We start from the raw sequence: 26803 nt of genomic DNA, 5'->3' as shown, positions 1-26803 counted from the left end.
CCCCTCCTCAACCCCTAAGGCTTCCTAGGAACCCATTCTGCATCGCCCCATGGCCGGCCAGGGCGAGCCCGAGCGGGATGAGGCGGAGCGGGTAAGGGCGAACGAGCCGGGTCGAACGGGCGGTGGTGGTGGCGGTCGTGGTGTTCGGATGGTGTGAGAACTCGCGGAAGACACATTCGGCTGGGAAATGCCGTACCGGGTGGGGTTCGGCGGGGACGCTGGAGGGCGATCCGGGACGCATGCCGGGATCCGGGGCGGCCACCTGCGGAGGGATCTCCTAGCAGGCAGATAGGAATGCTATGCTCGGCGCTCCGGTGGGACGGGTGATGGGGGATGAGGCGGGCGTGAGCATCCTGAGTGAGCAGGCGGCCGAGGAGTTCGTCGCGGCGCGGGCGTTCTCGCCCGGTCTGCCGGGATTCGTGGGAATCGCCGTGGATCTGCTGGTGGATCCGGCCTGCGCGCCTTCGGGGCGGCGGCCGCTTCGGCACGGGTTTCTCGACACCCGGTCGCCTCGGGTCCTGGCGGTCAGCGGGCCGCCGTCGCCCGGCCTCGAGGTTGCTCTGCGCCGGATGGGTGACGACCTGGCCGCCTCCGAGCGGATCGTCGATCAGCATCGGCTCACCGTCTTGCCGCAGGCCACGGGGACGGTTCACCCGGAGGGGCCGGCGCACGCCATCGGCACCGCCACGGCGGGCATCCGGGTCGGCCTCGAGGCGGGCCTCGACGGGGGCGGGCCGCTCGGGCTGCGCCGGCGGTGGGAACTGGCGCACACGCTCGCCCCGGTGCTGGCGGCCGCCTTCGCGAATTCACCGCTGCGGCACGGACGGCCGGCGGGGTGGCGCAGCGTTCGTCAGGCCCTGCGACGCGATCTCACCGTACGGCCGGGGGCCGCGGATCCCCGGGACTCCTGGACGGCGTACGTCATGGACACGCCCGGAAGCACCGGGGTCACGCCGCGGCAGACGCTGCGCGACGGTGGCCGGTTGACGGCCGACGACCTGGACCGGCACGTGGCCGCGCTCCGGCCGCCGGTGGCCGCCCGCGGTCACCTCGAACTCGACGTCGCCGACCGTCAGCCGGGCAACGGATGGCGCATCCCGGCGGCCGTGACCGCTGTGCTGATGGATGACGCGCGCGCCGCCGAGGAGGCCGCCGCGGCTACCGCGCACCTGGCCGGTGAGCCGGGGCTGTGGGAGCGTGCGGCGCGTGACGCGCTCACCGATCCGGTGCTGGCGGCGGCGGCACGGGACTGCTTCATGGCCGCCTACGCGGCCCTCGCCCGCCAGGGCGTCTCCCGCGAGTTGCGCGATGCGGTGGCCGAGTTCACCGAGCGGTACGTTCATCGCGGCCGCTGCCCCGCCGACGACATCCTGGACGGCGTCACCGCACGCGCCGCGGGGCCGTCGGGGCCTGCTGTCATCGGGGGCCCATCCGAGGGTGTTTCCGGCCGGTCCGTGGTACGACTGAAGGATGGGCGGGCCTGAGGCGGGGCGCCTGAACTCACCCGTAGCCGCGGCGCGGACCGGACCGGCGGTCGCGGCGGGATCGCTCGCGGGTTCTGCGGGACTCCGCAAGGGGCTCGGCGGACCCCGCAAGGGGTGTGGCGGACTCGGCGTGAGGTCCGGAGGGTTCCGATGAGCGCGTCCGCCCGCGGGTACGGCGAGGATGAGCGGGCCGCACGCGCGCGGGAGCTGGTCGAGGCGGCGCGGCGGCGCCGCGCCGATGCCGAGCTGCGGCTGCGGGCGGCGCGGCGTGACCGGGCGGGTGCGGCGGAGGCCCGGGCGGCGGCCGAGGAGTGGCGGCGGCAGGTTCGGGCGGAGCTGGAGGAACGCTGGCTCCAGTTGGAGCGGCGGGCGACCGATCTGGCCCGGTACGCCGTTCTCGGGTCCTCGGACCGGCGTGGGCTGGTGCTGTTCGAGCCGGAGTTCGGGCATGTGCGGGATCCTGGGGCGATCGGGTCGGCGGTGCTGTCGGCGGCGTTGACGCTGAGCCGGGCCGCGATGGGCAACGTGCAACTCGTCGATCCGGTGGCGGGCGGGCTGCGGATGGTGGCGCAGATCGGGTTCGACGCGGAGTTCACGGAGTTCTTCGCGCTGGTCCGGGAACGCGGGACAGCGTGCGGGGCGGCGTTGGCGGAGGGCCGGACGGTCCAGGTGCACGATGTGGAGCGCAGCGGGTTGTTCACGGCCGGGGCGGCCCGGGACACGGTTCTCTCGGCGGGGGTCCGGTCGGTCCGGTCCATTCCCCTGACCGGTCCGGACGGGGTCACGGCCGGGATCCTTTCGGTGCACTACCCCCGGCCGCACGAACCGGACGCGGCGGAACGGCGGCTGCTGGACCTGCTGGCCACGGCCGGCGCCCGGCGCCTGAGGGGCCTCGACAAGCAACAGGGTCTGGACAGGCAACCCGGCCCGGACAAAGGAACCGGGTAAGGGAACGGGTCCCGGCAACATACCGGGCCCGGAGTGAGCCTGAGACCGTCAGACCGCCGCGGCGAGGCCCTGATCATGTGCACCGCCGGCGGTGCGGCCGGGAATCACGGTGGGATCCGGCGCGGCAGGGAAAGCGGCGGGAAAAGCGACGGGGAGAGCGCCGGGAGGACCTGAGGAAAGGCCGCCGGGAAGGCCGGCAGGGGTACCAGCGGGAACGCCGGCGGTGACGGTCCGGCCGGCTTCGCTGGCGAAGTGCGAGGCGACCTCGATCGCGGTGAGTACGGTGCTGTGGCGTTCGCCCGGATGGACGCGCCGGGTGGCGGCGAGGTCGCCGCGGAGATCAAGCATCCGGGCGATGCAGTCGTCGAAGAGTGCCAGCATCTCGTCGTGCACTGGAATTCCCTCCCGTCCGGACGCCACGGCCCCGCGCACAGCGGCGGAAGCAGGCGAGATCGATCGTAGATTCCGTAGTGTCGCGCAGGTGCGGGCATTCGTAACCATCCGTTGGGGATGTGTTTACGGAACGCCTCCAGGGATAGCGGCCGCGACCCTGAGCAGGCCTTTCAACTTTTTGGTTGACTGAGGCGTACCGCGGGATTATATTGTCTTTCAACCGAGCAGTTGAAATGAGGGGCTGATGTCGGCGGACACGATGGCACGGGTCTTCGGCGCTCTCGCCGACCCGACGCGCCTCGACATGGTGGCGCGCCTGGCCGGCGGCGACGCCACGGTCAACCAGCTCGCCGAGCCGTATCGGATGTCACTGCAGGCGGTCTACAAGCACCTGCGCGTGCTCGAGGACGCCGGTCTGGTGAGCCGCCCGCCGGGACCTCAGCCCCGCGTGGTGCGTCTGGAGACGGAGGTGTTCGACCGGATGGACGAGTGGATCGAGCGCTACCGGCGGCGGGCCGAGGAGCGCTACTCCCGGCTCGACGCGGTACTGGCCGCAATGGACAAGACCGAAGATCCCGATGTTGTACGCAAGAACGCGAACGAAAGGGAAGAAAAGTGAACGAGACCGTGACCGTGGCCATCGAGGCCGACCCGAAGCTGCCGATCATCCGGATGACCCGTGACTTCGCGGCCACCCCGGCGCAGCTCCTCCGCGCGCACACCGACCCGGAGCTGTTCGTGCTGTGGATCGGGCCGGACTCACTCACGACCAAGGTCGACTACTGGGACGCGCGGACCGGCGGCAGCTGGCGCTACGTCGCCGGCCGGGATGGCGAGGAGTTCGCGTTCCGCGGCACCTTCCACGAGGTGGGCACGGACCGGATCGTGCAGACGTTCACCTGGGAGGGCCAGCCGGAGGGTGTCGCCCTGGAGACCCTGTGGTTCGAGGACCTGGGTGACGGCCGCACCCGGATGCACACTCAGTCGCTGGTGGACAGCTTCGAGGGCCGGGACGCCTGGCTCAAGAGCGGCATGGAGGTCGGCGTCAACGAGGGGTACGCCAAGCTGGACCGGCTGGTCGCCGAGGGTCGCATCTGAGCGGCGGCGTCCTCGGCCTCGTGACGGACGAGCACGGCCCGCACGTCGAGCAGCTGGTCGGCGCGCTCCCGGGCGAACCTGTCGCGCTCCCAGCCGGGCACGGCACGCAGCGTGGCCAGCTCCTCGTCGATGGCGGCGACCGAGGTGCGCATGGGGTTGGGCGCGGGGTCGACACGCTCGCTGAACCAGTCACTGATCCACTTGAACATGAGCATCCCCCGATACGAGCCCTCCACAGCGGAGGAGACCATATCGGAGATCGTCGTCACAGTGAACAGCAGGGACGAGGTGCGCCGGCGGAACCGGCGCACCTCGTACTGATTAGTAGGTTTTTGCGGTGAAGAGATCGTCGAAGACGGCCACCCGATCGAAGGTCATGGCGTGTGCCCGGGCGCGGACCTCCAGGTCCTTGCGCTCGTCGGCGGACATGTCCAGGACCGCCCGGTCGACCGCCTCGGCGATCGCGGTGATGTCGCCGGCCTCCACGATCACGGCGGCGTCACCGACCGCCTCCAGCACGCCACCGGTGGTGGTCGTGATGATCGGCCCGCCGCCGGCCAGGCCCTTCTCGGCCAGGGCGATGCCGAACGTCTCGACGAAGTCCGGCTCCGGCTTGGTGGGCAGCACGTACGCCGCACAACCGGCCATGAGCAGCGGTTTCTCGTCGTCGTCCACGTCGGTCAGGAAGATGATCCGCTCGTCCTCCTTGGCCATCGCGCGCACGTGCTCGAGCGCCGGACCGGTGCCCGCGACCACGAGTTTCACGTCGTCGCGGCAGCGCATCTGGCCGTACGCGATGACCAGGTCGTAAATGCCCTTGGCCCGGGCCACCCGGGAGAGGAAGAGAACGTATTCGTCCCGCTTGAGGCCCCGGCGTTCCAGGGCCGCGTCGACGGCGGCCGGATCGGGGTCGACGAACGCCGACGAGTCGATCGGCGGGTAGCTGACGGTGACCCGCTCACGGCACTGGGCGGCGAAGGTGGTGCCGCAGTGCGCGTCCACCTCCTCGGCCGAGGCGATGATCTCGTCACGGGTGTACTCGGAGACCGCCACCACCTCGTCGCTGCCGAGGAACGTGGTGAGCAGGACGGTCGCGGCGCCGAAGCGGCCTTCGCGCAGGCAGGAGCGGATGACGTTGGTGACGTCCGAGCCGACCGCCTTTGCGATGGTGTGCACGTCGGGGGCGAAGCCGGCCGCCCGCGCGGCGGTGACCGCGTCGTTGACGACCTGCGTGTGGGGGACGAGGTACATCGACAGGCAGACCGTGGGGACGCCGTCGGAGAGCAGTTCGACCAGACGGCCGGTGAGCCCGGCCAGGTGCCGGCCGTCCGGGACGCGGTAGTCGCCGACCGCCTCGGGGCGCTCGACGGTGATGCCGGGGCTGTACGGCAGGAGCCGGTCGAGGGGCTTGAGGGGCAGTCCGGCCGACTGGAGGGCGGGGATCGGCCAGGTGAGCAGACGTACGTCGTCGAAGCCCCGGGTGAGAGCCACCTCGGCGAGGTTGCGGGCCTCGCCGGAGTGGCCGCAGATGACCGGATCGGCGCGTACCGCGATGACGAGACGGCGGGTCGGTCGGCTCATCGCTGTTCCTTAGGGTGGGAATCTGAGAGGGATGGCGGCCGGATCCCGTGTCCCCAGTTGGAGGGCTCGGGCCCCAGCCGCAGGTGCAGCCGTCCGCCGTGATGGACGTCGGCCGCGTTCAGGTGGGTGGCGTGCAGGGGCCTCCCGTTGAGGGTCGCCGATTGGACGTACTGGGGTGGCGGGTCGCGGTCGATGCCGTCGACGCCGATGGGTGATTCCCGGTGCCCTGAGGTCTCGATGACGAACTCGCCGCCCTCGACTCCGATCGCCGCGCGCTCGAACGCGGGCGCGTTGACCAGGAACAGATTCTGCCCGGCGACCGGGAACAGCCCCAGCGACGCCCAGACGTACCAGGCGCTCAGGCCGCCGGAGTCGTCGTTGCCGGGCAGGCCGCCCGGCCCGGTGCCGAACTGCCAGGTCAGCGCCGAGTTGACCACCTCGGCCGTGCGGTCCGGCCGTCCCGAGTAGTGGTAGGCCCAGGGGACCTCCATGTCGGGCTCGTTGTTGAGGCCCTCGAATCGGTTCAGGGCGTAGCCGGCGGCCATCTCGGCCGGGTCGGGGCAGCGGCCGGGCTGCTTGACCGGGGCCGCGCCGTAGCCGAAGAACCGGTCGAGCATGAAACTGAACGCGGCGTCACCGCCGGCCAGCGCGATCCGGCCGGCCATGTCGTGCATCAGGCGGAACGAGTAGTTCCACTTGCCGCCCTCGTAGAACTCCGAGTCCCGCAGCAGGCCGGTCTTCGGGTCGAACGCGTTGACCCAGCCCTGGCTGCGGCGTTCCAGGTCGGCGGCGAGACGGTGATCGTTGAGGGCGCGGGCCACCTTGGCGGTGCAGTAGTGGGCGTACGACAGGTCGAGGGTGTGGGTGATGGGGTGCACCACGCCGTGTTCCCAGAAGTCCTCGCCGTACATCCGGCGCAGGTCGTCGACCATGTGCACGAGCGCCCAGCTCCAGTCGATACCGGGCCGTTTGAGGGCGTGCACGTCGGCGAGCGCCGTGTGGGCGAGCGCGCTGGCCTGCCGGAAGAACCGGTCGGCGCCGCGGGCCATCCGGTAGCCGATCGGGAAGTTGCCCTCCTCCTCGCAGACCCGGATCAGAGACTCCAGCATGTCGCCGTACCGGTCCGGGGCGATCGCCGACAGCAGCGGCATCTGGGTCTTGTAGATGTCCCACATGGTGCAGATGTCGAAGGCGTACGGGCCTGGGTCGGGCCAGTTCGGGCTCTCGTCCTCCGCGATGCACGGCTTGATCAGCGAGTGGTAGAGCGCGGTCGCCATCACGGTGCGCCGGGCCTGGGTGCCGCCGTCGACCCGGACGCGTCCCAGGTGGTCGCGCCAGCGTCCGCGGGTCCGGGCGCGGACCGTCTCGAAGGCCGGGACGCCGGTCCCGCACTCGCGTTCCAGGTTCTGCCGGGCCTGGTCGCAGCCGCGCAGCGAGAACCCCATCCGCACCTCGATGGTCTGCCCGGCGCGGGCCGCCCCCATGAAGAGCATCCCGAACGGGCGCAGGGTGGTGTGCCGGATGCTGTCGAAGTCGAGGCGGGTGCCGCCCGGGATGAGCCGCCGGTCGTACCAGAGCATCTGCCGCCAGCCGGGGCTCTCCACCTCGATGTAGACCGAGAGCGGGATGCCCTCCATCACGACGGTGCCCTGGGCCCGGCCGTGGCCCATGCTCTCCACCTGGGCGCGCAGCGGGATGGTGCGGCCCAGGTCGATGCCGAGGCCGCCGCAGGACAGGTCGATGACGACGCGGGCGCTGTGGTGGTCGGGGAACGTGTAGCGGTGGACCGCGACCTTCTCCCCCACCGTTATCTCGCAGCGCACCCCGGTGTCCAGATTGGCCGCGTAGTAGCCGGCCTCGGCCCGCTCGTCCTCCAGCGGCCACGACTGGCCGAGGTCGTCGAGCGGCTGCACCATCGGGGTGACCCTGGCGTAGTTGTAGTACTTTCTGATCGCCCCGGTCCCGGACTGCTGGAAGTGCGTGAAACCGGAGGCCTGGTGCCGCTCGAACATCTCCTCCGGCACGCCCTCGGTGTTCTTGGCGTACCGGCCGTATCCGGTCGGGTACGCCCCCGAGTAGGCGCAGGCGGAGACCATGCCGAGGGGGGAGGTGGCTCCCGGGTGGGTGTTGCCCACCTGCGGTTTCGGCCACCACCAGGTAGCGGCGAGACCGTGTGCCCGGGGCAGATCGGTGGCCGCTGTGCCGATGAAGGGATCAACGTTGTCGAGGATGGCCGGACTCTAACCGGCAACCGGAGTCCCCATGGTTTCGCGCAGGTGAACTCCCTCGAAGGTGGCCCTTTCGTGGTGCCGGCGCAGCATCTCGTCGAAGTCGGCGGCCGGCAGCGGCTTGCTGAACAGGTAGCCCTGCACGGCCGGGCACCCGGCGGCACGCAGCGCCTCCCAGTCGGCGGGCTCCTCCACGCCCTCGGCGATGGTCGACATGCCCAGTGACCGGGCCAGCCACAGCACCGCCTGGATGATCGAGTTCTTCTTCGGATCCTCGGCCAGGCCGGCCACGAACGAGCGGTCCAGCTTGACGATGTCGGCGGGCAGCGACTTGAGCCAGGTCAGCGAGCTGTAGCCGGTGCCGAAGTCGTCCAGCGCGATACGCACGCCGAGCTGCTTGAGGGCGGTGAGCCGCTCGCTGACGTCGACCGTCGACGACAGCACGGCCGTCTCGGTGATCTCCAGGACGATCCGGGACGGGTCGAAGCCGGGCAGGCGGGACAGGATGCTCGCGACCATCGGCACGAAGTCGGGCTCGGCCAGCTGACGCGGGCTCACGTTGACCGACACGTAGCCGAGCCGGTCCGACCAGTGCAGCAGGTGGTCGATGGCCGAGCGCAGCACGTGCTCGCCGAGCGGCACGATCAGGCCGGTCTCCTCGGCGGCGCCGATGAAGTGGAACGGGCTGAGGATCTCCCCCTCCGGGGTGCGCATCCGGACCAGGGCCTCGGCGCCGAGGATCTGCCCGGTCGAGGAGGACGCCACCGGCTGGAACCAGAGCGGCAGCGTGATCCGCTGCTCACCGGCGAGGGCACGGCGGACCCGGGCCTCGGCGGCGATCTTCTCCTGTACGGGGGCGCGCAGCTCGTCGGTGAAGATCTGCACCCGGTTGCCGCCGGCCCGCTTGGCCGCGTACATGGCGGTGTCCGCGGCGAGCACCACGTCGTCGGTCGCGGCGGACCCGAACGCGGTGGTGACGCCGATGCTGCACGAGACGGGCAGCTCGTAGCCGCCGACGGCCAGGGGCTCCTCGCACGCGGCGAGGATGCCGTTGGCGACCCGCAGGCCGGTGCCGGACGGGCCGGCCAGCGCCACGATGAACTCGTCACCGCCGAGGCGGGCCACCAGGGCGCCGGTCGGGACCACCAGCCGCAGGCGTACGGCCAGCGCGCGCAGCACGTCGTCGCCGGTGGTGTGGCCGGCCCCGTCGTTGATCGACTTGAACCGGTCCACGTCCAGGTAGATCACGCTGACCGGCTCGGCGCCGTCACTCCTGGTCAGCAGCTCGGTGAGGTCGAGCTCGAACGCCTTGCGTGACAGCAGCCCGGTCAGGGAGTCGTGGCGTACCTGGTAGCGCAGTTCGGCCTCGTGGTCGCGGACCGCGGTGACGTCGAGGCAGTGCACGAAGGTCAGCCGCAGCTGCCCGGAACGGTCGTAGAGGCCGGTGGCGTGGGTCTGCACCCACATCAGCGACTGGTCGTCGCTGCGCCGGTACTGGCGGGTCACGGTGATCGGCTCGTACGAATGGGTGAGCAGCTGACCGATGTGCGGCTCGTCCGGCTGGATCGGGATCAGCGGCAGATCCCGGACCGAGAAGTCGTCGGGCAGCTCGGCAGGCAGGCGCAGCCACTCCCGGTATGCGGAGTTGGTGCGCAGCACCCGCCCGTCCGGGGCGAACATGGCCATCGGCACCGGCGTCTCGTCGAAGGCGACGCTGAGCTGGGCCTGGCTCTCGCTCAGGTTCTCCCTCGCCCGCTCCTCCTCGATCTCGTTGAAACGCCACGCGACCAGCTGGAAGGAGGCGGCGGCGAGAACGGCGACACCGTGGATCAGCGCCCACACCAGCGGGTGCTGCTGCGCCGAGTCGTGGCCGAAGGTGTGGTCGGCCTCGATGATGCCGAAACCGCCGTGGTGCAGCGTGGTGGCGACCAGGAAGCCGCCGAACGGCGCCCAGTCCCGGTAGAGGGCGAGCGCCGGGATCAGGATGAAGAACGTGAAGTGCGCCTCGGTCAGGCCGTGGCACAGCGCCACGAATCCGGCGCAGGCCGAGGTGAAGCCGAACGCCACGGCCAGCGACCGCAGCCGCCGGCCGGGGAGCCGGGCCGCCGCGACGAGCGAGGGCAGCACCAGACCGTCGGTGATCAGCAGCTCCGCGGTCTTCTCGCCCTTGATCAGACCGAACACGGTGAGCAGCACCATGCAGACAGCGAGCACCACCGTCAGCAGGCGGTGCCGGCCCGCCCAGTCCTCGTCGCTGAGCCTCGCCCCGGTCGGAAGCCGGTCACGCAGCCCTCTCATCCACGTCGCCACGAGAGGCACCATCGGCCCCGGGGGGTCCTGGTCGCGGATCGTCCGGGTTGTAGGTCAGGTGCGAACCGTCCCGAGCACCGCGGTGAGCGCTTCGAGCACCCGGTCGATGTCGGCCTCGGTGCTGCCCAGGCCGAAACTGATCCGCAGCAGGCCGGGCACGCCGTCATCGCATGCGCCGGTCCGGCCGGTGCCGGACAGGCGGCGGACCAGCGGATGCGCGCAGAACTGACCAGCACGGACGCCGATGCCGTGCTCGCGGCCCAGCCGCCGGGCCACCTCGGCCGGGTCGTGACCGGTCAGGGCCAGCGAGACGATGCCGACGCGCGGGTGGTCCGGGCCGAACAGGCTGACCTCGGTCGCGCCGGGCACCCGGGACAGGCCGTCGCGGAGGCGGGCCAGCAGCCGCTGCTCGTGGTCGCGCAGCTCGGGCCGGCCGACCGTGGTCAGCGCCTCGCAGACCGCGGCCAGCGCGACGGCGCCGAGCAGGTTCGGGGTGCCGCCCTCGTGCCGGGGCGCCCCGGTGGCCCAGGTCAGGTCGCCGGGCCGGTCACCGACGGCGGCGCTGGCTCCCCCACCGGCCAGGTACGGCTCGGCGGCGTCCAGCCAGTCGGCGCGGCCGGCGAGCACCCCGGCGCCGAACGGGGCGTACAGCTTGTGACCGGAGAAGGCGAGGTAGTCGGCCCCCAGGTCGTCGAGGTCGACGGGGACGTGCGGGGCCAGCTGGGCGGCGTCGACGATCACGCGTACGCCGTACGAGCGGGCCACGTCGGCGAGCTCGCGGACCGGCCACACCTCGCCGGTCACGTTGCTCGCCCCGGTGACGGTGAACACGGCCGGGCCGCTCAGCCCGTCGAGCGCGAGCTTCAGGGCGGTGACCGCCTCGTCCGGCGAGGAGGGGGCGGGCAGGCGCAGCGGGTTCGGCCAGGGCAGCAGGTTGGCGTGGTGCTCGCCGTCGAAGTGCACGGTCGTGGTGGCCGGCGGCAGGGCACGGGCCAGCAGGTTCAGCGCGTCGGTGGTGTTCCGGGTGAAGATCACGGTGTCGTCGGGGCGGGCGCCGACGAACTCCGCGACCACGTCGCGGGCCAGTTCGTAGGCGAGGGTGGACGTCTGGGACCGTACGCCCGTGCCGCGGTGGACGCTGCCGTACCGGGGAAGGAGATCTTGAACCGCATCGGCGGCGGCTCGCACACAGGGAGCGGAGGCCGCGTAGTCGAGGTGGACGAAGTCGCTGTCGTCACCGATCACATCGAGCGGAGAGACATCGAAAGGCAGAGATGGCATGACCGCGCCTCCACGGGTTCGCCGTTTGCCGGTGTCGGACGACACCGGCCCGGTCCTCACCCGGGGCACCCCGTCGCGAACGGAAGGGTTGCCGGCCAGCGAGCCGGGGCTTCGCGCTGGCACTCATGACCTGCCGCCGAAGTTAGCAGATGTCACAGCACCGAACCATCTCCCATGCAACAAGTAGAGATTAAGGTCATGGTCCATGACTACCTCGTTCCAGGAGCAGTGGGACCAGTGGCACGCCGGCCACGAGCAGCGGCGCGCCGACCCGCACGGCTTCCTCGCCATCACCGGCCTGCACTGGCTCACCGGGGAGCCGCAGAGCTTCACCGACGCGCCGGGTGAGTGGAGCACCGGACCGTCCGGCGTGACCGTGGCGCTCTCCGACGGCGAGTCGCTGACCGTGGACGGCGCCGTGATCACCGGAACGCACACGTTCGAGCCGCTGGCCGAGCGCGCCGACCACACCGCCGAGCACGGCGAGGTGCGCATCGAGATCGCGCGCCGCGGTGGGTACGACGTGGTGCGGCCGCGGAACCCGGCCAGCCCGGTCCTCACCTCCTACACCGGCACCTCCGCCTACCCGGCCGATGAGAAGTGGGTCGTGGCCGGGCGCTTCCTGCCGTTCGACGAGCCGCAGCCGGTCACCGTGGGGTCGGTGGCCGAAGGCATCGAACACGTCTACGAGTCGCCGGGACGGGTCGAGTTCGAGGTCGGCGCCGAGACGTTCACGCTCACCGTGTTCAACGGATCCGCGCCGGGGTCGCTGTTCGCACTGTTCACCGACGCGACGTCCGGGCTGACCACGTATGCGGCGAACCGGAGCCTGTTCATCGCGCCGCCCGCCGCGGACGGCGCCGTGGAGCTCGACTTCAACCGGGCCACAAACCTGCCGTGCGCGTACACCGAGTTCGCCACCTGCCCGCTGCCCCCGGCGGGCAACCGGCTGGCCGTCGCGGTCGAGGCGGGAGAGAAGCTGCCGGGGTAGGTTCCGTCCATGGAGGACGTGGAGGACGCGGGGGCAGGGGAGGCCGTGGAGGCCGTGGCGGAGCTCGCCGAGCTGATCGGCATCCGCTCGACCGCGGACCGGCCGGACGACCTGCGGCGCGCGCTGGACATGGTGCTCGCCCTGGTCGGGCCGGATTTCGAGGTGCGCCGCTTCGAGTCCGGCGGCAGACCCAGCGCGCTCGTCACCCGCGACGGCCGGCAACCGCGGATCATCCTCAACGCGCACCTCGACGTGGTGCCCGGCGAACCGCACCAGTTCACCGCCCGGCTCGACGACGACCGCCTGTACGGGCGCGGCGCCCACGACATGAAAGCCGCCGCCCTGGTGATGGCCCGGGTGTTCCGCGAGGTGGCCGGCGAGCTGCCGTACGGCCTCGGCCTGCAGCTGGTCACCGACGAGGAGGTGGGCGGCTTCGACGGGACCGGGCACCAGGTCGCGCAGGGGGTCCGGGCCGGATTCGTGGTCATCGGCGAGCAGAGCAACCTGCGGGTGGTCGCCGAGTCGAAGGGCATCATCCGGGCACGGCTGTCGGCGACCGGCCGGACCGCGCACGCCGCCTATCCGTGGCTGGGCTCCAACGCGCTGCTCGCCGTCACCGACGCGGTACGGCGGCTGCTGGAGCGGTACCCGGTGCCGGCCGCCGAGGAGTGGGTAACGACCGTCAACGTGGCCCGGATCGAGACCCCCAACCGGGCCGCCAACGTGGTCCCGGCCGCGGCCTCGGCGCTGCTGGACATAAGGTTCCCGCCGTCCGACCCCGATCTGACCGGGCGCGGGCCCGAGGAGATCGCCACCCACCTGCGGAAGGTCGCCGGCGGCGCGGTGGACGTGGTGGTCGAGGCCGTCGGGGCGCCGCACCACGCCGACCCGGACAGCGCCGAGGTCCGGCTGCTGCGGGCCGCGGCGCGCGACGCCGGGTTCGACGGGGCACTACTACGCAAGCACGGGGCGGCCGACGGGCGCTTCTACTCGGCGGAGGGTGTGGACGCGGTCATCTTCGGGCCGGGTGGCGACGGGCAGCACGGACCCGAGGAGTACGTGGACCTGCGCACGCTGGAGCCGTACCGGCAAGCGCTCCTGGGTTTTCTGAGATCCTTGGAAGCCTAGGGCGCCAGCAGGTGCTCGACGCGGGCCGCCACACCGCGCAGGTGAGGCCGGCGGTCGCCGTCGACGATCGCGTTCCACGAGCACGGGCCGTGGCGCAGCAGCATCTCGGTGTACCTGGCCTCCGGGTCGACCCGGAGCCCGCCGGGCCCGGTCGTCTGGTCGGCGTAGGTGAGGGCGTCGGCCATCAGGCTGCGCTCGTCCGGGAACGCCGAGAGCTGCTCGCCGAGCCCGCGGGCGGCGGCCACGAACCGGGCCCCGGAGTGGTAGGCGACCAGACCGGCGATCCGGGCCGGCCAGCCCTCGGCGCTCAGATGCACAGCGCCGTCGAGTGGGTGGAAACCGGTCAGCGCGATCGGCGCCGCGTAGCCGACGTCGTGCAGCCACGCGGCCGCGACCAGGACGTCCGGGTCGAGGTCGAGCCTGCCGGCGAGCTCGGCCGCCTTCTCTGCCACCCCGGCGGTGTGCTTCCACCGGTTGCCGCTGTCGCCGATCAGGGACTCGGCGACGGCACGCGCGAGCAGGGCGCGGGTGGGTGCGAGAACAGCGGTCATCGCCGGATGGTCGTCCTCGCAGGTTAACGCTGGGTGGACGAGGCATGTCCGAGGACCGAAGCACGGGCTACGCGTCCGCGGGCACCGGACTGCGACGTACTTCCAGTGCGAAACTCACCGCCGCCAGGGCCAGGCCGGCCACACCGAGACCGACTCCGGTCCAGGCCGGGGCCAGGTATCCGTAGCCGGCCGCGATGACCAGCCCGCCGACCGCCGCGCCGATGCTGTTGGCCAGGTTCATCGCCGACTGGTTGACGGCCGCGCCCATCAGCTGCGCGCCGGGCGCGACCGTGATCAGCCGGGCCTGCAGCGCCGGACCGAGGAAGATGCAGGTCGCACCGGTCAGGAACGCGCCCAGGAAGAGCCCGGCCGGGTGGGCGGCGGTGAGGGCGAAGAACACCGTCGACACGATCACCCCGGAGAAGCCGAGCAGCAGGGCGCGGCGCAGGTTCCGGTCGGCGAACCAGCCGCCCAGCGCGTTGCCGACGGTCATGCCGACCCCGAACGCGGCGAGCACCCACGGCACGGTCCCCGCCGGCAGCCCGGTCACCTCGGTCGTCACCGGCGCGATGTAGGTGTTGACCGCGAAGAACCCGGCGAACCCGACGGCCGCGGTCGCGGCCACGAGCCACACCTGCGGGCGGAGCAGGGCGCGCAGCTCGGCGGCGGGGGAGCCGCCGTCGGCCGCCGGGACGGCCGGCACGGTCACCTGGACGGCGAGCAGGGTGAGCAGGAAGGCGCCGGCGATGACCAGGTACGCCGTACGCCAGCCCGCCTGCTGCCCGAGGTAGGTGATCAGCGGCACCCCGGCCACGTTCGACAGCGTCAGGCCGCCCAGCACCATGGCGTAGCCCCGCGCCTCCTTCCCCTGGCCCATGAGCCCGGCCGCGAGCAGCCCGGCCGCGCCGAAGTAGGCGCCGTGCGGCAGCGCCGCCACGAAGCGGGCCACCAGCACGAGCTCGAAGGTGGGCGCCACCGCCGACGCCACGGTCCCGGCGGCGAACAGCACGAGCAGGCCGAGCACGAGGCGTTTGCGCGGCACGCGGGCGGACAGCGCGGCGATCAGGGGCGCGCCGGCGACGACCCCGAGGGCGTACGCGGTGATGACCCACCCCGCCTTGGCGACGGCGTCCTCCGGCGACCGCCCCCAGAGCTCCGGCAGCAGGGCGCGGGCCATGTCGGGCAGCAGCCCCATCGCCACGAACTCGGTGAGACCGATGGCGACGCCGCCGAGGGCCAGGGCGATCAGCGCGGACCAGCGCTGACGAGGGGTGAATCGTTGCACCGGCCGACCCTAGATCGTCGGTGAACCGTTCCCGGCGGCGGAGTGTCCCAGGTCACCGGCGGACAGGCGTGGGACACCCCTCCCGTACGACCCACTTAATTGATAGGTCTTATAGGAGACCGAAGGGGTGCCGCTTGACCAGTTCGATCCGCCTGCGGGCGGCTACGCTCCTCGCCCTGTTCGCGGGTGCCCGCAACAACCCGGGGCCGGCCTCGCTCGCCGCGGCCGCCGGGCTCGTCAACGGGGCCACCATGGTCTTCGGCGCGATCGCCGTCGGCTGGGCCACCGACCACGTCGTCGTTCCGGCGCTCGGCGGCCGGCACGTCCCGGCCGCCGCATGGTGGACGGCCGCGCTGTTCGTCCTGGGGGTGTCGGCGGTCCGCTGGAGCACCATCTTCGTCCGCGGCGTCGCCACCGGCCGGGTGCAGTTCCAGGCCCAGGCCGAGACCCGGCGCGCGGTGGCGCACCGCTATCTGGAGCTGGAACCGGCCTGGCACCGGCGCCGCTCCCCCGGCCGGCTGCTCGCCCACGCGATCTCCGACGTCGACGCCCAGTGGTCGCCGATGCAGTTCGCGTTCTTCGCCGTCGGCATGCTGTTCATGCTGGTGCTCGCGATGACCGAGCTGTTCCGCCGCGATCCGGTGCTCGGTCTCACCGGTGTCGGCCTGGTCGTGCTGGTGCTCGGGCTCAACCTCGTCTACCAGCGGCTGCTCGCGCCCCGCGCCCGCCAGGCGCAGGAGGCCCGCGGCGTCGTCGGCGGGGTCGCGCACGAGTCGATCGAGGGCGGCCCGGTCGTGCGCAGCCTGGGTCTGTCCGACGTCGAGGACGCCCGGTTCGCGCCCGGCGTCGAACGGCTGCGCGCCGCCGACATGCGGATGGCGTCGATCAGCTCGTTCTTCGACCCGCTGCTCGAGTTGTTGCCGACCGTGGCCGTGCTCGTGGTGCTCGGCGTCGCGACACCGCGGGTCGCGGCCGGGAGTCTGACCGTCGGCGACCTGGTCGGTGTGGTCTACCTGCTGATCACCGTGGCGATCCCGCTCAACGTGATCAGCCGGTTCCTGTCGATGCTGCCGATGTCCGCGGCCGGGCTCGAACGGGTGCGCTCGGTGCTGGCCGCACCCGCGGTCCGGCACGGCGACCGGCGGCTGTCCGGGACGGGCCCGCTGAAGGTCGAGGTGCGCGGGGCCGCCGTCCGGCTGCTCGACGACATAGGTCTCACCCTGGAGCCGGGCACGATCACGGTGATCGTCGGCACGGTCGGCGCGGGTAAGACCACTCTGCTGAATCTGGCCGGCGGGCAGGCCCACCCGGATTCCGGCGCCGTCCTGTTCGACGGAACAGATGTCCGCGACCTGGCCCGCGGTGTGGTTCCCGGTGCCGTGGCGGTGGTCTCGCAGGACCCGTTTCTGTTCGCCGAGCCGATCCTGGACAACCTGGCGCTGGGCCGTGCCTACCCGGAGGACCGGCTGTGGCGGGCGCTGCGGCTCGCCGACGCCGAGGAGATCGTGCGTGGTCTGCCGGACGGCCTGGACACGGTCGTCGGCGAACGCGGGGCGACCCTGTCCGGCGGACAGCGTCAGCGTCTCTGCATCGCCCGGGCGCTGCTGCGCGAACCGCGGCTGCTGCTGCTCGACGACGCCACGTCGGCACTGGACTCCCGGGTCGAACGGCAGGTGCTCACCGCGCTGGCCGCCTCCGTCCGGGACGGTGGGCCGACCGTGCTGCTCACCACGAACCGGCCCGGTGCGATCGCCGTCGCCGACCGGGTGGTGCTGGTCAGGGCCGGGCGGATCGCCGCGACCGGCACGCCGGAGCAGCTGTACGAGATCGAGGAGTACCGCCGCATCGTGACGGCCTACGAGAGCGAAGCCCGTGCTTGAGAACCCGATCCGCACCGCGTTGCGGACGTCCCCGGAGTTGCGGCAGGGCCTTCTGGTCACCGCCGTGCTCGCACTGCTCGCCGGCGGCGGCCGGATCATCGCGCCGCTGACCGTGCAGCGGGTGATCGACGCCGGGCTGGCCCCGCACACGGTCGGCCCGGCGATCGCCGTCGGGGCGGTCGCCGTGCTGGTCGCGGGCTCGTCGTCCCTGCTGCTCAACCGGCGGCTGCAGGACCGCGTGGAACGGGCCATCGCCCGTCTGCGCCGTGCCGGGCTGCGCCGGGTGCACGACATGGCGGCCTCGACCGCCGACCGCACGCCGACGGCGGATCTGGTGGCCCGGCTGACCAGCGACCTCGACCAGATGACCACGTTCCTGCAGGGCGGCGGCATCCAGTTCGTCACGAACATCTCGCAGCTGCTGATCGCCGCCGTGATCATGTCGGTCTACAGCTGGCAGCTCGCGCTGCCGGTGCTGCTGCTGGCCGGGGTGCTGATCGCCGGGATGACGGTGATGCAGCGGGTCATCGGGCGCCGCTACGACCGTGCCCGGCGGGACCTGTCCCGCCTGCAGCGGGCGGTCACCGAGTCGGTGACCGGCGCGGCGCTGATCCGCTCCACCGGGACCGAGGACCGGGCCCGGGCCAAACTCGACGAGGCCGTGGACCGGGCCCGCGACAGCCTGATCCGGACCCAGCCGGCGCTGCACGGCAACGCCTCGCTCGGTGAGATCACGATCGCCACGATGACGGTGACGGTGCTGCTCGGCGGCGTGTGGTGGGCGCTGGCCGTGCCGGACGGCACGGATCCGCGGCTCACCTCCGGGCAGGTGGTGGCAATGGTCTTCCTGGTCACCTTCTTCGTGCGGCCGCTGCAGTTCCTGGTGCAGAGCCTCGGCGAGGCGCAGAACGCGCTGACCGGCTGGCGCCGGGCGCTGGAGCTGGTCACCACGCCGAGCGCCGAGGTCACCGGCGGGGTGCCGCTGCCGGACGGCCCGGTGGCGGTACGGGTCGAGCACGTCAGTGCCCGGTACGGCGACGGCCCGCTCGTCCTGCGCGACGTGAGCGTCCGGATCGAGCCCGGCGAGCACGTGGCGGTCGTGGGGCGTACCGGCTCCGGCAAGTCGACCTTCGCCAAGCTGCTGACCCGCCGTCTGGACCCGTCGGCCGGCACGATCCGGCTCGGCGGGGTGCCGCTGGAACGGCTGGCGCCGACCGCGGGGCGGGTGGTGATCCTGCCGCAGGACCCGTTCCTGTTCGACGGCACGCTGGCCGCGAACGTCCGCCTCGGCCGGCCCGGCGCGACCGCCGCCGACGTGCTGCGCATCCTCGACGGGCTGGGCCTGCGGGACTGGCTGGACGCGCTGCCGGACGGCCCGGACACCGAGGTGGGACTGCGCGGCGAGCGGCTCTCGGCCGGTGAACGGCAGCTGGTCGGCCTGGCCCGGACCGCGCTGGCCGACCCGGACCTGGTCATCTTCGACGAGGCCACCTCGGGCGTCGACCCGGCCACCGACGTGGCGGTACAGACCGCGCTGACGGCGCTGACCCGCGGCCGGACCACGATCTCGATCGCGCACCGGATGATCACCGCCGAGCGGGCCGACCGGGTGCTGGTCTTCGACGCCGGGCGGATCGTCCAGGCCGGGCCGCACGACGTGCTGCTGGGCGAGCCGGGGCCGTACGCCGCATTGATCGAGGCCTGGAATCGGCATTGATCTCTTCGGCCATGCCGAAATCAGCCGAACGGCCCTGTACCGACCCGTAAGCAACTGCTTACCTCGATGGGCCCTTACGAGTCGTTGGAGTCCATATGTTGCGAAAGCTCACCGCCGGCATCGTCAGATACCGGAGGCGGCTCCTCGCGGCAGCGGTCGTGACGCTCTCACTGGCCCCGCTGGCCCTGATCAACGGCAACGCGGGCGCCGCGGTCGCGCTGGCACCCCAGCCGGGCAACTTCACCGGGTACGGCTTCGACGCCTGCACCGCCCCGTCGAGCGACGCCATGGCCGCGTGGCTCAAGTCGTCGCCGTACCGGGCGGCCGGCATCTACTTCGGTGGCAACAACCGTGGCTGCACACAGAAGAACCTGACCGCGGACTGGGTACGCGAGCAGGTCACCCGCGGCTGGCGGCTGATCCCGCTGTACGTCGGCCCGCAGGCCAGCTGCACCCAGATCACCGGCAAGCGGAACCTGATCGACAACAAGAACGCGGCCGCGCAGGGCCGGGCCACCGCCGAGGACGCGGTCCGTCAGGCCACCGCTCTCGGGCTCTCCAAGGAGAGCGTGCTGATCTACGACATGGAGTCGTACCGGATGGACGACGCCGCCTGCCGTAACGGTGTGCTGCAGTTCATGAGCGCGTGGTCGGCCCGGCTCCACGACTTCGGCTACTTCTCCGGTTACTACTCCAGCATCGCCACCGGCATCGCCGACCAGGTGGCCGTCTACCACCAGGCCGGTTACGTGCGGCCCGACTACGTCGACTTCGCCCGCTGGGACCAGGTCGTCACGGTCACCGACAAGGTCATCCCGGCGTCCTACTGGCAGCCGAAGCGGCGGATGAAGCAGTACCGCGGCGCTCACCAGGAGACCTGGGGCGGCGTGACCATCAACATCGACAACGACTACCTGGACTTCGCCCGGCTGCCGGCCGCCAAGCTGTCCGACTGGAACCGCAACGGCTGGTCGGACGTCCTGGCCCGCACCTCGTCGACCGGCAACCTGTTCGCGTACCCGGGTAACGGAAGTTTCGTCTCCGAGGGCGGCCGGGCCAATGTCGGCGCGCACAAGTCGGCGAACGCCCTGCTGCGGATGGACCTCAACCGCGACGGATACGTGGACCTGATCGCCCGTACCGGCGCGGCGGTGTACTTCTACCCCGGTCTCGCGAGCGGGAGGTTCGGCGCGCGCAAGCAGCTCTACAAGAACTTCGGCCACATGCGCGAGCTGACGTCGATCGGCGACTTCAACCGGGACGGCTACCCGGACCTGCTCGGCGTGCAGACCAGCAACGGCAACGTCTACCTCTACCCGGGGCAGAAGGGCGCCAAGTTCGGTACGCGTAAGGCGCTGGCCTACGGCGACTGGACGAAGCGCAGCGAGTTCACCGGCGCCGGCGACTTCGACCGGGACGGCTTCCAGGACCTGGTGCTGAAGCTGAACAGCAACAACGGCCTGTACCTGTTCCCCGGCAAGTCGGGCGGCTTCAAGTCGCCGGTGCGGATCGGCTCGGCGGCCGGGTTCCGTGACTTCCTCGGGGTCGGTGACTTCGACCGGGACGGTTACACCGATCTGGCCGCGGTCCAGTCGTCGACCGGCAACCTGACGCTGTTCCGCGGCAACGGGAAGATCCTCGCCGCGGGCGTTCGCATCAGCACCGGCTACAAGGGCAGGTCACCCCTGTTCTGAGACGTCGGGGAGGGTGAACAGCACGGTGGTGCCGCCACCCGGGGTCTCGTCGACCCGGATGTCGCCGCCGTGCCGTTCGACGATCCGCCAGCAGGTGGACAGGCCGATACCGTGTCCGCCCGCCGTGGCGTTGTCGAGCCGGGTGAACATCTCGAAGACGCGCCGCCGCTGCTCGGGCGGGATGCCGAGGCCGTTGTCGGCGACCGCGATCGTCCAGGCCTCGCCCACGCGCTCGGCGGTCACCGTGACCCGGCACGGCCGCTCCGGATCCCGATACTTGATCGAGTTGCCGACCAGGTTCTGCAGCAGCTGACGGATCAGCACCGGGTCGCCGGCCACCGACGGCAGCGTGCCGGACGCCGCCACCTCCGCCCCGGCGGCCTCGGCGGCCGGTCGCAGGTCGACGCGGACGTGCTCGAAGATGTCGGCGAGATCGGCCGCGTCACGGCGCACCGGGGCGCTGCCGGCCTGGGCGTACCCGAGCAGTGAACGGATCAGGTCCCGCATCCGGATGACCGCCCGGCAGGCCGACTCGGCCCACTGCCGCGGCCGGCCCTCCACCTCGTCACCGATCATCTCGAGGTAGGCGTTCACCGCGGTCAGCGGGGCGACGAGGTCGTGGCTGACCGCTCCGGCAAAGTTGCTCAGGTCGGCGTTGGAGCGGCGCAGGTCGGCGTTGGCGGCGGCCAGCTCCCGCCGGGCGTCCTCGATCGCCCGCTGCTGGGCGCGGGCGCTGGTGACGTCGTTCATCGCCACGACCGCGCCCTGCGGCTCGCCGTCCGGTCCGATCAGGGCGCGGCCGCTGACACTGACGTGCAGCGGTTCGCGGTCCGGCCTCTTGATGATCATCTCGGCGTCCCTGACGTCGCCGTCGTGCAGGGCTCGCAGCAGCGGGATCCGGTGCGGCGCGAGCGGCGTACGCCCGTCGGTCTCGAACAGCCGGTATCGCCCGGAGAACTCGGCCGGATCGAGGTCTTGCTCGGCGTCCATCCCGTGCCACTCGCGCGCCGCCCGGTTGAACAGGGTGAGCCGGCCGTCCTGGCCGGCCGCGACCACCGCCACGTCGATGGTCTCCAGCAGCGTGTCGGTCCACCGCTGCCGTGCCTCGGCCAGTTCGGCCAGCTCGGCGTTGATCCGGGCCTGCCGGCGCCGCTCGAACAGCGCCAGGATGATCTGAGCCAGGTCCTGGAGGCGCGCGATCTGGTCGCCGGACAGCTCGCCTGGTTCGCGGTCGAAGACGCAGAGCGAGCCGAGGGCGTGCCCCTCCGGCGTGACCAGCGGGAACGACGCGTAGAACCGCACGTCGGAATGCACCCCGGTCACCCACGGATTGTTCCGGTACACCGGGTCGAGGCTGGCGTCGGGCAGATAGGTGAATCGGCCTGTCTCGAATCGGACGGCACACATCGAGTCGGACCGGGCCGAGTCGGCGCCTTCGAAGCCGACCGTGGTGAGCTGGCACTGCCGGTTCTCGTCGATGAGGTTCAGGCTGGCGTGCGGCACCCCGGCCACGGTGGCGGCGACCCGGACGACCGCCTCCAGCTCGTCGCCGGCGGGCGAGTCGAGCAGCCGGTACTCGTGCAGCGCGGCAAGGCGCAGACGCTCCCGTTCGGGCGCACGCTCAGCGAGATCCACCTGCTTTCTATCGGCAGCGGGATCCGACATCTGACTCTTTATCCGGGAAGCGTGACGGTCACCGTCGCTCCGCCTCCGGGGGTGTCCTCGATCGTGATCGTCCCGCCGTGCCGTTCGACGATCCGCAGGCAGCTGGAGAGGCCGATCCCGTGGCCCACGCGGTGCCCGTCGGTACGGGAGAACACGTCGAACACCTCCTCCCGCCGGCTCTCCGGGATGCCGACTCCGTTGTCGGCGATCCGGAACGAGTCGCCGTCGGCGGTCACCGCGATCCGGCACGGGTGGTCCGGGCACCGGTACTTCACCGAATTGCCGATCAGATTCTGCAGCAGCTGACGGATCAGCACCGGGTCACCGATCACCGACGGCAGCGGTCGGGCCACACTGATCTGCGCCCCGGCGGCCTCTACCTCCGGGGCAAGATCGAGCAAAACCTGATCAAAAACCTCATCCAGCGGTACGACCAAAGCCCGCACCGGGGCACTGCCGGCGCGCGCGTAGTCGAGCAGCGCGTCGATCAGCTCCCGCATCCGGTCCACCGCCTGGGCCGCGGCGTCGACCCACCCGTCCACCTTCCGCCGCCGCTGGGGGTCGGTGATCCCCGTGTCGTCCGGATCCGCGAGCAGCTCCAGGTACCCGCCGACCGCCGCGAGCGGCGCGACCAGGTCGTGACTGACCGCGCCCGCGAAGTTGGTGAGGTCGGCGTTGGAGCGGCGCAGCTCGGTGTTGGCCGCGGCCAGCCGCTCGTGGGCCTCGCCGAGGATCCGCTGCCGGGCGTGCTCCGCGGTGATGTCGTGCAGGGCGACCACAGCGCCGTTCACCGAGCCGTCGGCGGCCCGCAGCGGCGCCGCGTTGGCCAGAACCGAGCGGGGTTCCCGGCCCGGCTCCAAGATCCTCATCTCGCGTCCGGTCACCGGCCGGCCGGTGCGCATCGCCGCCACCAGCGGCACCTCGTCGTCCGGGATCGGTGTTCGCCCGTCGGGCTCGTACAGCCGGAACCGCGCGCCCGAACCGGCCGGCGGACCGGCGAGGCCGACCTCCGGGTGCACCTCGTGGGCAGCCCGGTTGACGAGGGCGGCCCGGCCGTCGGCGGAGACCGCGATCACCGCCTCGTGGATGCTGTCCAGCACCGTGCGGGTCCACTGCTCGCGGGCCTGGATGGTCTCCTTGAGGCGGTTGGTGAGCCGGGCGTGCCGCCGCCGCTCGAAGAACGCCACGATGATCCCGGCCACGTCCCCCAGGCGCTCGATCTGTTCCGGGCTCAGCCGTCGCGGCCGGCCGTCGAAGACGCAGAGTGTGCCCATCACGTGCCCGTCCGGGGTGATCAGCGGCACCGACGCGTAGAACACGATCCGGCCCAGCCTCCCGGTCACCCACGGGTTGTCGCGGTAGTCCGGCTCCACGCGAGCGTCGGTGAGGTGCACGAACTCACGGCGGCCCAGCCGCACCGCGCACATGGAGTCGCTGCGGGCACACTGCTGCCCGGTGAACCCGACCGTGGTCAGCTGGTACTGACTGACGTCGTCGAGCAGATTGAGGGTGGCGTTGGGCACTCCGGCCACCTCGGCGGCGACCCGGACCACGGCCTGCAGCTCGGCGGCCGGAGGGGAGTCGAGCAGGTGGTACTCACGCAGGACCGCGACGCGATCCGCTTCCGTGTCACCCGCCCCGCCGGCCCGGGACCCGCTCGCCACCTGCTACCTATCGGCACCCCGGCGGCGACGCTGACCCCTTGGCCCCATGGTGCCTCAGTAGCCCACGTCACGTCGGCGGAATCCGGCAAGACCGGCCAGGGTCAGGGCGGCGGCCACGGCGGTGACGATCAGCAGCGGTGGCGCGGTCACGGCCTCCAGCGGAGCCTCCGGCAGATGTACGAACGGAGACGCGCGCTGCACCCAGCCGGGCAGGTCGAAGGAGTCGGCGAACAGTTCCACCACGGCGCAGTACCCCAGCGCCGTCCAGCCGGCGACCGCCGCGGCCCGCGCCGCCCAGCCGATGCCGAGGACCGCCACGGCGACGACCGCCCAGACCGCGGGCAGGTACACCAGCGCCGCGCCCGCCATCCGGAACGCCTGACCGGGATCGCCGACCGTCAGGCCGTACGCGAGCCCCTCCCCGAGACCGGCGGCGAGCAGCACCAGACCGCTGCCGGCCAGCGCGACCGTCAGATGACTGCCCAGCCAGGCCGTCCGGCTCGTGGTGGTGGCCAGGATCGGCTCGGCCCGCCCGGACGTCTCCTCGGCCCGCGCCCGCAGCGCCGCCGACACCCCGAACGCGGCCGCCAGCAGCGCGCCCACGGTGACCGTCAGCGCCAGGTACGCGTCGACGATCCGGTCCGCCCCACCGGGCAGGTACGCGGTCACCTCGGGATTGTCGGCCACGAACTGCTCGATGCTGTCGCCGATCGAGCCGTACGCCACCCCGAGCAGCGCCACGCCCACCACCCAGCCCGCCAGCGAGCCTCGCTGCAACCGCCAGGCCAGCCCGGTGGCCGAACCCAGCGCCCGCGACGCGTAGGGGCGTCCGGGCCGCGACCGGACCAGCCCGTCACCCAGGTCACGCCGATCCAGTAGCGCCAGCGCGGCCACCACCAACAGGACGGCCGTGACCAGCAGGAGCAGCACCGGCCACCAGCGGTCCGCGACGTACGGCAGGGTGCGCTGCCCCCAGCCGATCGGGGACACCCAGACCAGGCCGCTGTCCGCGGCGTCACCGGCTGCCCGCGCCGTCCAGGCCGCGCCGAGGAACAGGCCGACCGCACCGTAGACGGCGCGGGCGTGCTCGAAGACCTGCGCGGCCAGCGCGGTCAGGGCCGCGAACAGCAGCCCGAGCCCGGTGATGGCCGCCGCCACCAGCAGCGATCCACCGACCGGCAGGCCGGTGCCGGCCAGCACCGCGAACACCAAGGCGCCGGTGACCACGTCGGCGAGCAGGGCGAGCAGCAGCGCCGCGCCGACCGGAGCACGACGCCCGACCCGCGCCGCGAGCACCAGTTCGGCCCGGCCGGTCTCCTCGTCGCCACGGGTGTACCGGCCGACCAGGAACATGTTCATCAGCGCGACCACGATCGCGGCGAACCCGAAGATCTCGAAGACGACCTCCCCGCCGATCGTCTCCAGCAGCTGGGCCGGACCGCTCATCGCCACCACCGCGGTGTTGGCGCCGATGGTCTCGCGCAGCCCGGCCAGTTCCCGCGGGTCGCCGTACATGTTCTGGCTCTGCGTCGACTGGATGAGGAACAGGAGCGCGGTCCCGAAGATCCACCAGGGCAGTTTCGCCCGGTCCCGGCGCAGGTCGAAGCGCAGCAGCAGGCCTGCCCCGGTCATCGCCCGTCCCCGTTCCCCGTCCCGTCCGCGGCCCCGTTCCCGGGCCCGTAGTGGCGTAGGAACATCTCCTCCAGCGTGGGCGGGGTGCTGGTCAGGCTGCGCACACCGAGGGCCGCGAGCTGCCGCATCACCGGCTCCAGCTGGGTGTCGTCGACGTCGAACCGGGCGTGCCGGTCGTCGACCACCGCGTCGTGCACCCCGGACAGCCCGGTGATCGGCCGGACGGTCTCCACCGAAATCGAGGTACGGGTGAGATGCCGCAGCTCGGCCAGGGTGCCGGACTCGACGGTGCGACCCAGCCGGACGATGCTGACCCGGTCGCAGAGCGCCTCCACCTCGGCCAGGATGTGGCTGGAGAGCAGGATCGTGCGGCCCTCCTCGCGTACCCGCCGGACGCAGCGCTGGAACTCGGCCTCCATGAGCGGGTCCAGCCCGGAGGTCGGTTCGTCGAGCAGCAGCAGTTCGGCGTCCGAGGCCAGGGCCGCGACCAGGGCGACCTTCTGCCGGTTGCCCTTGGAGTAGGCGCGGGCCTTCTTCGACGGGTCCAGGTCGAAGCGGTCCAGCAGTTCGTCGCGCCGGGCCCGATGCCGTTCACCTCGCAGGCGGCCCAGCAGGTCGATCACCTCGCCGCCGGTGATGCCCGGCCAGAGGGTGACATCGCCGGGAACGTAGGCGAGCCGCCCGTGCAGGGCGACCGCGTCCTTCCACGGATCACCGCCGAGCAGTCGCACCGAACCGGCGTCGGACCGCAGCAGGCCCAGCAGGACGCGGATGGTGGTGGTCTTGCCGCTGCCGTTGGGCCCGAGGAAACCGTGCACCTCGCCCTCGCCGACGGTCAGGTCGAGACCGTCGAGCGCGGTGGTCCGGCCGAAACGTTTGACCAGACCGGAGATCGATATGGCGGCCATCGCTCGCCTCCTTCACTCCTCTGAGGCTCCAGAGTGAAGGAGGCATGCCACCGGAGGCTAGAACCAGCGGCGGCGGCGGTAGTGGCCGTGGTGCCGGTAGTGCCCGTGATGACGGTAGTGGCCGTGGTGACCGTAGGCGCCGGGGTGACCGTAGGCGCCCGGGTGGTGGTAGCCGTGCTGGCGGGCGATCCGGTGGTTGACCTCGCGCAACAGGCCGTCGACCGCCGGGTTGTGCCGGCCGTGGGACATCCGCTGAAGTTTCGACGCGACCATCGAGAGCACGAACCGTTTGACGAACCCCACCGCAGGTCTCCTCCGCTGCCCGGCACGCGAGTGCGGCGCGCCGTCCGGATTCCAGAGTAAGC

At 71.9% G+C, this 26803-nt stretch carries 22 protein-coding genes and 1 riboswitch; of the genes, 9 read left to right on the top strand and 13 right to left on the bottom strand.

Annotation, left to right across the window (positions count from 1 at the left end; genetic code table 11):
• The first annotated feature begins 344 nt into the window (after window positions 1–344).
• Entirely contained in the window at window positions 345–1484 is a 1140-nt protein-coding gene (locus CLV67_RS37460) for a glutamate-cysteine ligase family protein (protein WP_239166725.1), read from the top strand.
• 150 nt (window positions 1485–1634) lie between these two features.
• Entirely contained in the window at window positions 1635–2432 is a 798-nt protein-coding gene (locus CLV67_RS54430) for a GAF domain-containing protein (RefSeq protein ID WP_106327235.1), read from the top strand.
• Window positions 2433–2480: 48 nt separating this feature from the next.
• On the opposite strand, the gene CLV67_RS37450 is transcribed toward CLV67_RS54430, so the two are convergent.
• Complete coding sequence (locus CLV67_RS37450) at window positions 2481–2825, bottom strand: hypothetical protein (protein WP_106327233.1); 345 nt, start codon at window positions 2823–2825, stop codon at window positions 2481–2483.
• 244 nt (window positions 2826–3069) lie between these two features.
• Between CLV67_RS37450 and CLV67_RS37445 the strand changes: the two genes are divergently transcribed.
• Both CLV67_RS37445 and CLV67_RS37440 read left to right on the top strand, forming a co-directional pair.
• Window positions 3070–3444, top strand: a complete 375-nt coding sequence (locus CLV67_RS37445) for an ArsR/SmtB family transcription factor (protein ID WP_106327230.1) — start codon at window positions 3070–3072, stop codon at window positions 3442–3444.
• Window positions 3441–3923 (top strand): SRPBCC family protein, encoded by a 483-nt coding sequence (locus CLV67_RS37440; protein ID WP_239166724.1) that lies wholly within the window; start codon window positions 3441–3443, stop codon window positions 3921–3923. The genes CLV67_RS37445 and CLV67_RS37440 overlap by 4 nt, the downstream gene beginning before the upstream one ends.
• On the opposite strand, the gene CLV67_RS51315 is transcribed toward CLV67_RS37440, so the two are convergent.
• The 5 genes from CLV67_RS51315 to CLV67_RS37415 form a co-directional block, all read right to left on the bottom strand.
• A complete protein-coding gene (locus tag CLV67_RS51315) occupies window positions 3806–4174 on the bottom strand; it encodes a hypothetical protein (RefSeq protein ID WP_146169442.1) in 369 nt (122 codons plus the stop codon). The two genes, CLV67_RS37440 and CLV67_RS51315, sit on opposite strands and share 118 nt — an antisense overlap.
• Window positions 4175–4244: 70 nt before the next feature.
• Entirely contained in the window at window positions 4245–5504 is a 1260-nt protein-coding gene (locus CLV67_RS37430; RefSeq protein ID WP_106327224.1) for a glycosyltransferase, read from the bottom strand.
• Window positions 5501–7711 carry a glycoside hydrolase domain-containing protein gene (locus tag CLV67_RS37425; protein WP_275414937.1) on the bottom strand — a complete coding sequence of 737 codons (2211 nt, stop codon included), beginning with the start codon at window positions 7709–7711 and terminating at the stop codon, window positions 5501–5503. Before CLV67_RS37425 ends, CLV67_RS37430 begins: the two co-directional genes overlap by 4 nt.
• Before the next feature lie 33 nt (window positions 7712–7744).
• Complete coding sequence (locus CLV67_RS37420) at window positions 7745–10042, bottom strand: putative bifunctional diguanylate cyclase/phosphodiesterase (protein WP_239166723.1); 2298 nt, start codon at window positions 10040–10042, stop codon at window positions 7745–7747.
• 54 nt (window positions 10043–10096) lie between these two features.
• Window positions 10097–11323 carry an aminotransferase class V-fold PLP-dependent enzyme gene (locus CLV67_RS37415; RefSeq protein ID WP_106327222.1) on the bottom strand — a complete coding sequence of 409 codons (1227 nt, stop codon included), beginning with the start codon at window positions 11321–11323 and terminating at the stop codon, window positions 10097–10099.
• Between the two features lie 16 nt (window positions 11324–11339).
• Window positions 11340–11454, bottom strand: a riboswitch (SAM riboswitch).
• 74 nt (window positions 11455–11528) lie between these two features.
• Here CLV67_RS37415 and CLV67_RS37410 point away from each other — a divergent pair.
• Together CLV67_RS37410 and CLV67_RS37405 are read left to right on the top strand one after the other, a co-directional pair.
• Complete coding sequence (locus CLV67_RS37410; protein ID WP_106327220.1) at window positions 11529–12314, top strand: DUF1684 domain-containing protein; 786 nt, start codon at window positions 11529–11531, stop codon at window positions 12312–12314.
• A gap of 9 nt (window positions 12315–12323) precedes the next feature.
• Complete coding sequence (locus CLV67_RS37405) at window positions 12324–13442, top strand: M20 family metallopeptidase (protein WP_106327218.1); 1119 nt, start codon at window positions 12324–12326, stop codon at window positions 13440–13442.
• On the opposite strand, the gene CLV67_RS37400 is transcribed toward CLV67_RS37405, so the two are convergent.
• Both CLV67_RS37400 and CLV67_RS37395 read right to left on the bottom strand, forming a co-directional pair.
• On the bottom strand, window positions 13439–13993 hold the full coding sequence (locus tag CLV67_RS37400; protein WP_106327216.1) for an HD domain-containing protein: 555 nt from the start codon (window positions 13991–13993) through the stop codon (window positions 13439–13441). The two genes, CLV67_RS37405 and CLV67_RS37400, sit on opposite strands and share 4 nt — an antisense overlap.
• 67 nt (window positions 13994–14060) lie before the next feature.
• On the bottom strand, window positions 14061–15278 hold the full coding sequence (locus tag CLV67_RS37395; protein WP_106327214.1) for an MFS transporter: 1218 nt from the start codon (window positions 15276–15278) through the stop codon (window positions 14061–14063).
• 134 nt (window positions 15279–15412) lie between these two features.
• On the opposite strand from CLV67_RS37395, the gene CLV67_RS37390 reads away from it, so the two are divergent.
• The 3 genes from CLV67_RS37390 to CLV67_RS37380 all read left to right on the top strand — a co-directional run bounded on the left by CLV67_RS37390 (window position 15413) and on the right by CLV67_RS37380 (window position 20569).
• On the top strand, window positions 15413–17158 hold the full coding sequence (locus CLV67_RS37390; RefSeq protein WP_203737530.1) for an ABC transporter ATP-binding protein: 1746 nt from the start codon (window positions 15413–15415) through the stop codon (window positions 17156–17158).
• Window positions 17151–18875, top strand: a complete 1725-nt coding sequence (locus CLV67_RS37385) for an ABC transporter ATP-binding protein (RefSeq protein ID WP_106327212.1) — start codon at window positions 17151–17153, stop codon at window positions 18873–18875. Before CLV67_RS37390 ends, CLV67_RS37385 begins: the two co-directional genes overlap by 8 nt.
• Before the next feature lie 95 nt (window positions 18876–18970).
• Complete coding sequence (locus CLV67_RS37380) at window positions 18971–20569, top strand: glycoside hydrolase domain-containing protein (RefSeq protein WP_106327210.1); 1599 nt, start codon at window positions 18971–18973, stop codon at window positions 20567–20569.
• Here the strand turns inward: CLV67_RS37380 and CLV67_RS37375 are convergent.
• The 5 genes from CLV67_RS37375 to CLV67_RS37355 are packed head-to-tail and all read right to left on the bottom strand — an operon-like array spanning window position 20555 to window position 26741.
• Window positions 20555–22204, bottom strand: a complete 1650-nt coding sequence (locus CLV67_RS37375; protein WP_239166722.1) for a sensor histidine kinase — start codon at window positions 22202–22204, stop codon at window positions 20555–20557. The genes CLV67_RS37380 and CLV67_RS37375 overlap by 15 nt on opposite strands.
• 38 nt (window positions 22205–22242) lie before the next feature.
• Window positions 22243–23898, bottom strand: a complete 1656-nt coding sequence (locus tag CLV67_RS37370; RefSeq protein WP_106327206.1) for a sensor histidine kinase — start codon at window positions 23896–23898, stop codon at window positions 22243–22245.
• A gap of 54 nt (window positions 23899–23952) precedes the next feature.
• The gene (locus tag CLV67_RS37365) at window positions 23953–25530 is read right to left on the bottom strand and encodes an ABC transporter permease (RefSeq protein WP_106327204.1); all 1578 of its coding nucleotides are present in this window, start codon (window positions 25528–25530) and stop codon (window positions 23953–23955) included.
• Window positions 25527–26438: an ABC transporter ATP-binding protein gene (locus CLV67_RS37360; RefSeq protein WP_106327202.1), complete on the bottom strand. Its 912-nt coding sequence runs from the start codon at window positions 26436–26438 to the stop codon at window positions 25527–25529. The genes CLV67_RS37365 and CLV67_RS37360 overlap by 4 nt, the downstream gene beginning before the upstream one ends.
• 57 nt (window positions 26439–26495) lie before the next feature.
• Window positions 26496–26741: a hypothetical protein gene (locus CLV67_RS37355; protein ID WP_106327200.1), complete on the bottom strand. Its 246-nt coding sequence runs from the start codon at window positions 26739–26741 to the stop codon at window positions 26496–26498.
• Between the last annotated feature and the right edge of the window lie 62 nt (window positions 26742–26803).

The sequence above is a fragment of the Actinoplanes italicus genome (genome assembly GCF_003001815.1).
Classification (GTDB): domain Bacteria; phylum Actinomycetota; class Actinomycetes; order Mycobacteriales; family Micromonosporaceae; genus Actinoplanes; species Actinoplanes italicus.
Note: the sequence above shows the minus strand (reverse complement) of the source record. Positions and strands in the feature narration are given on the sequence as shown.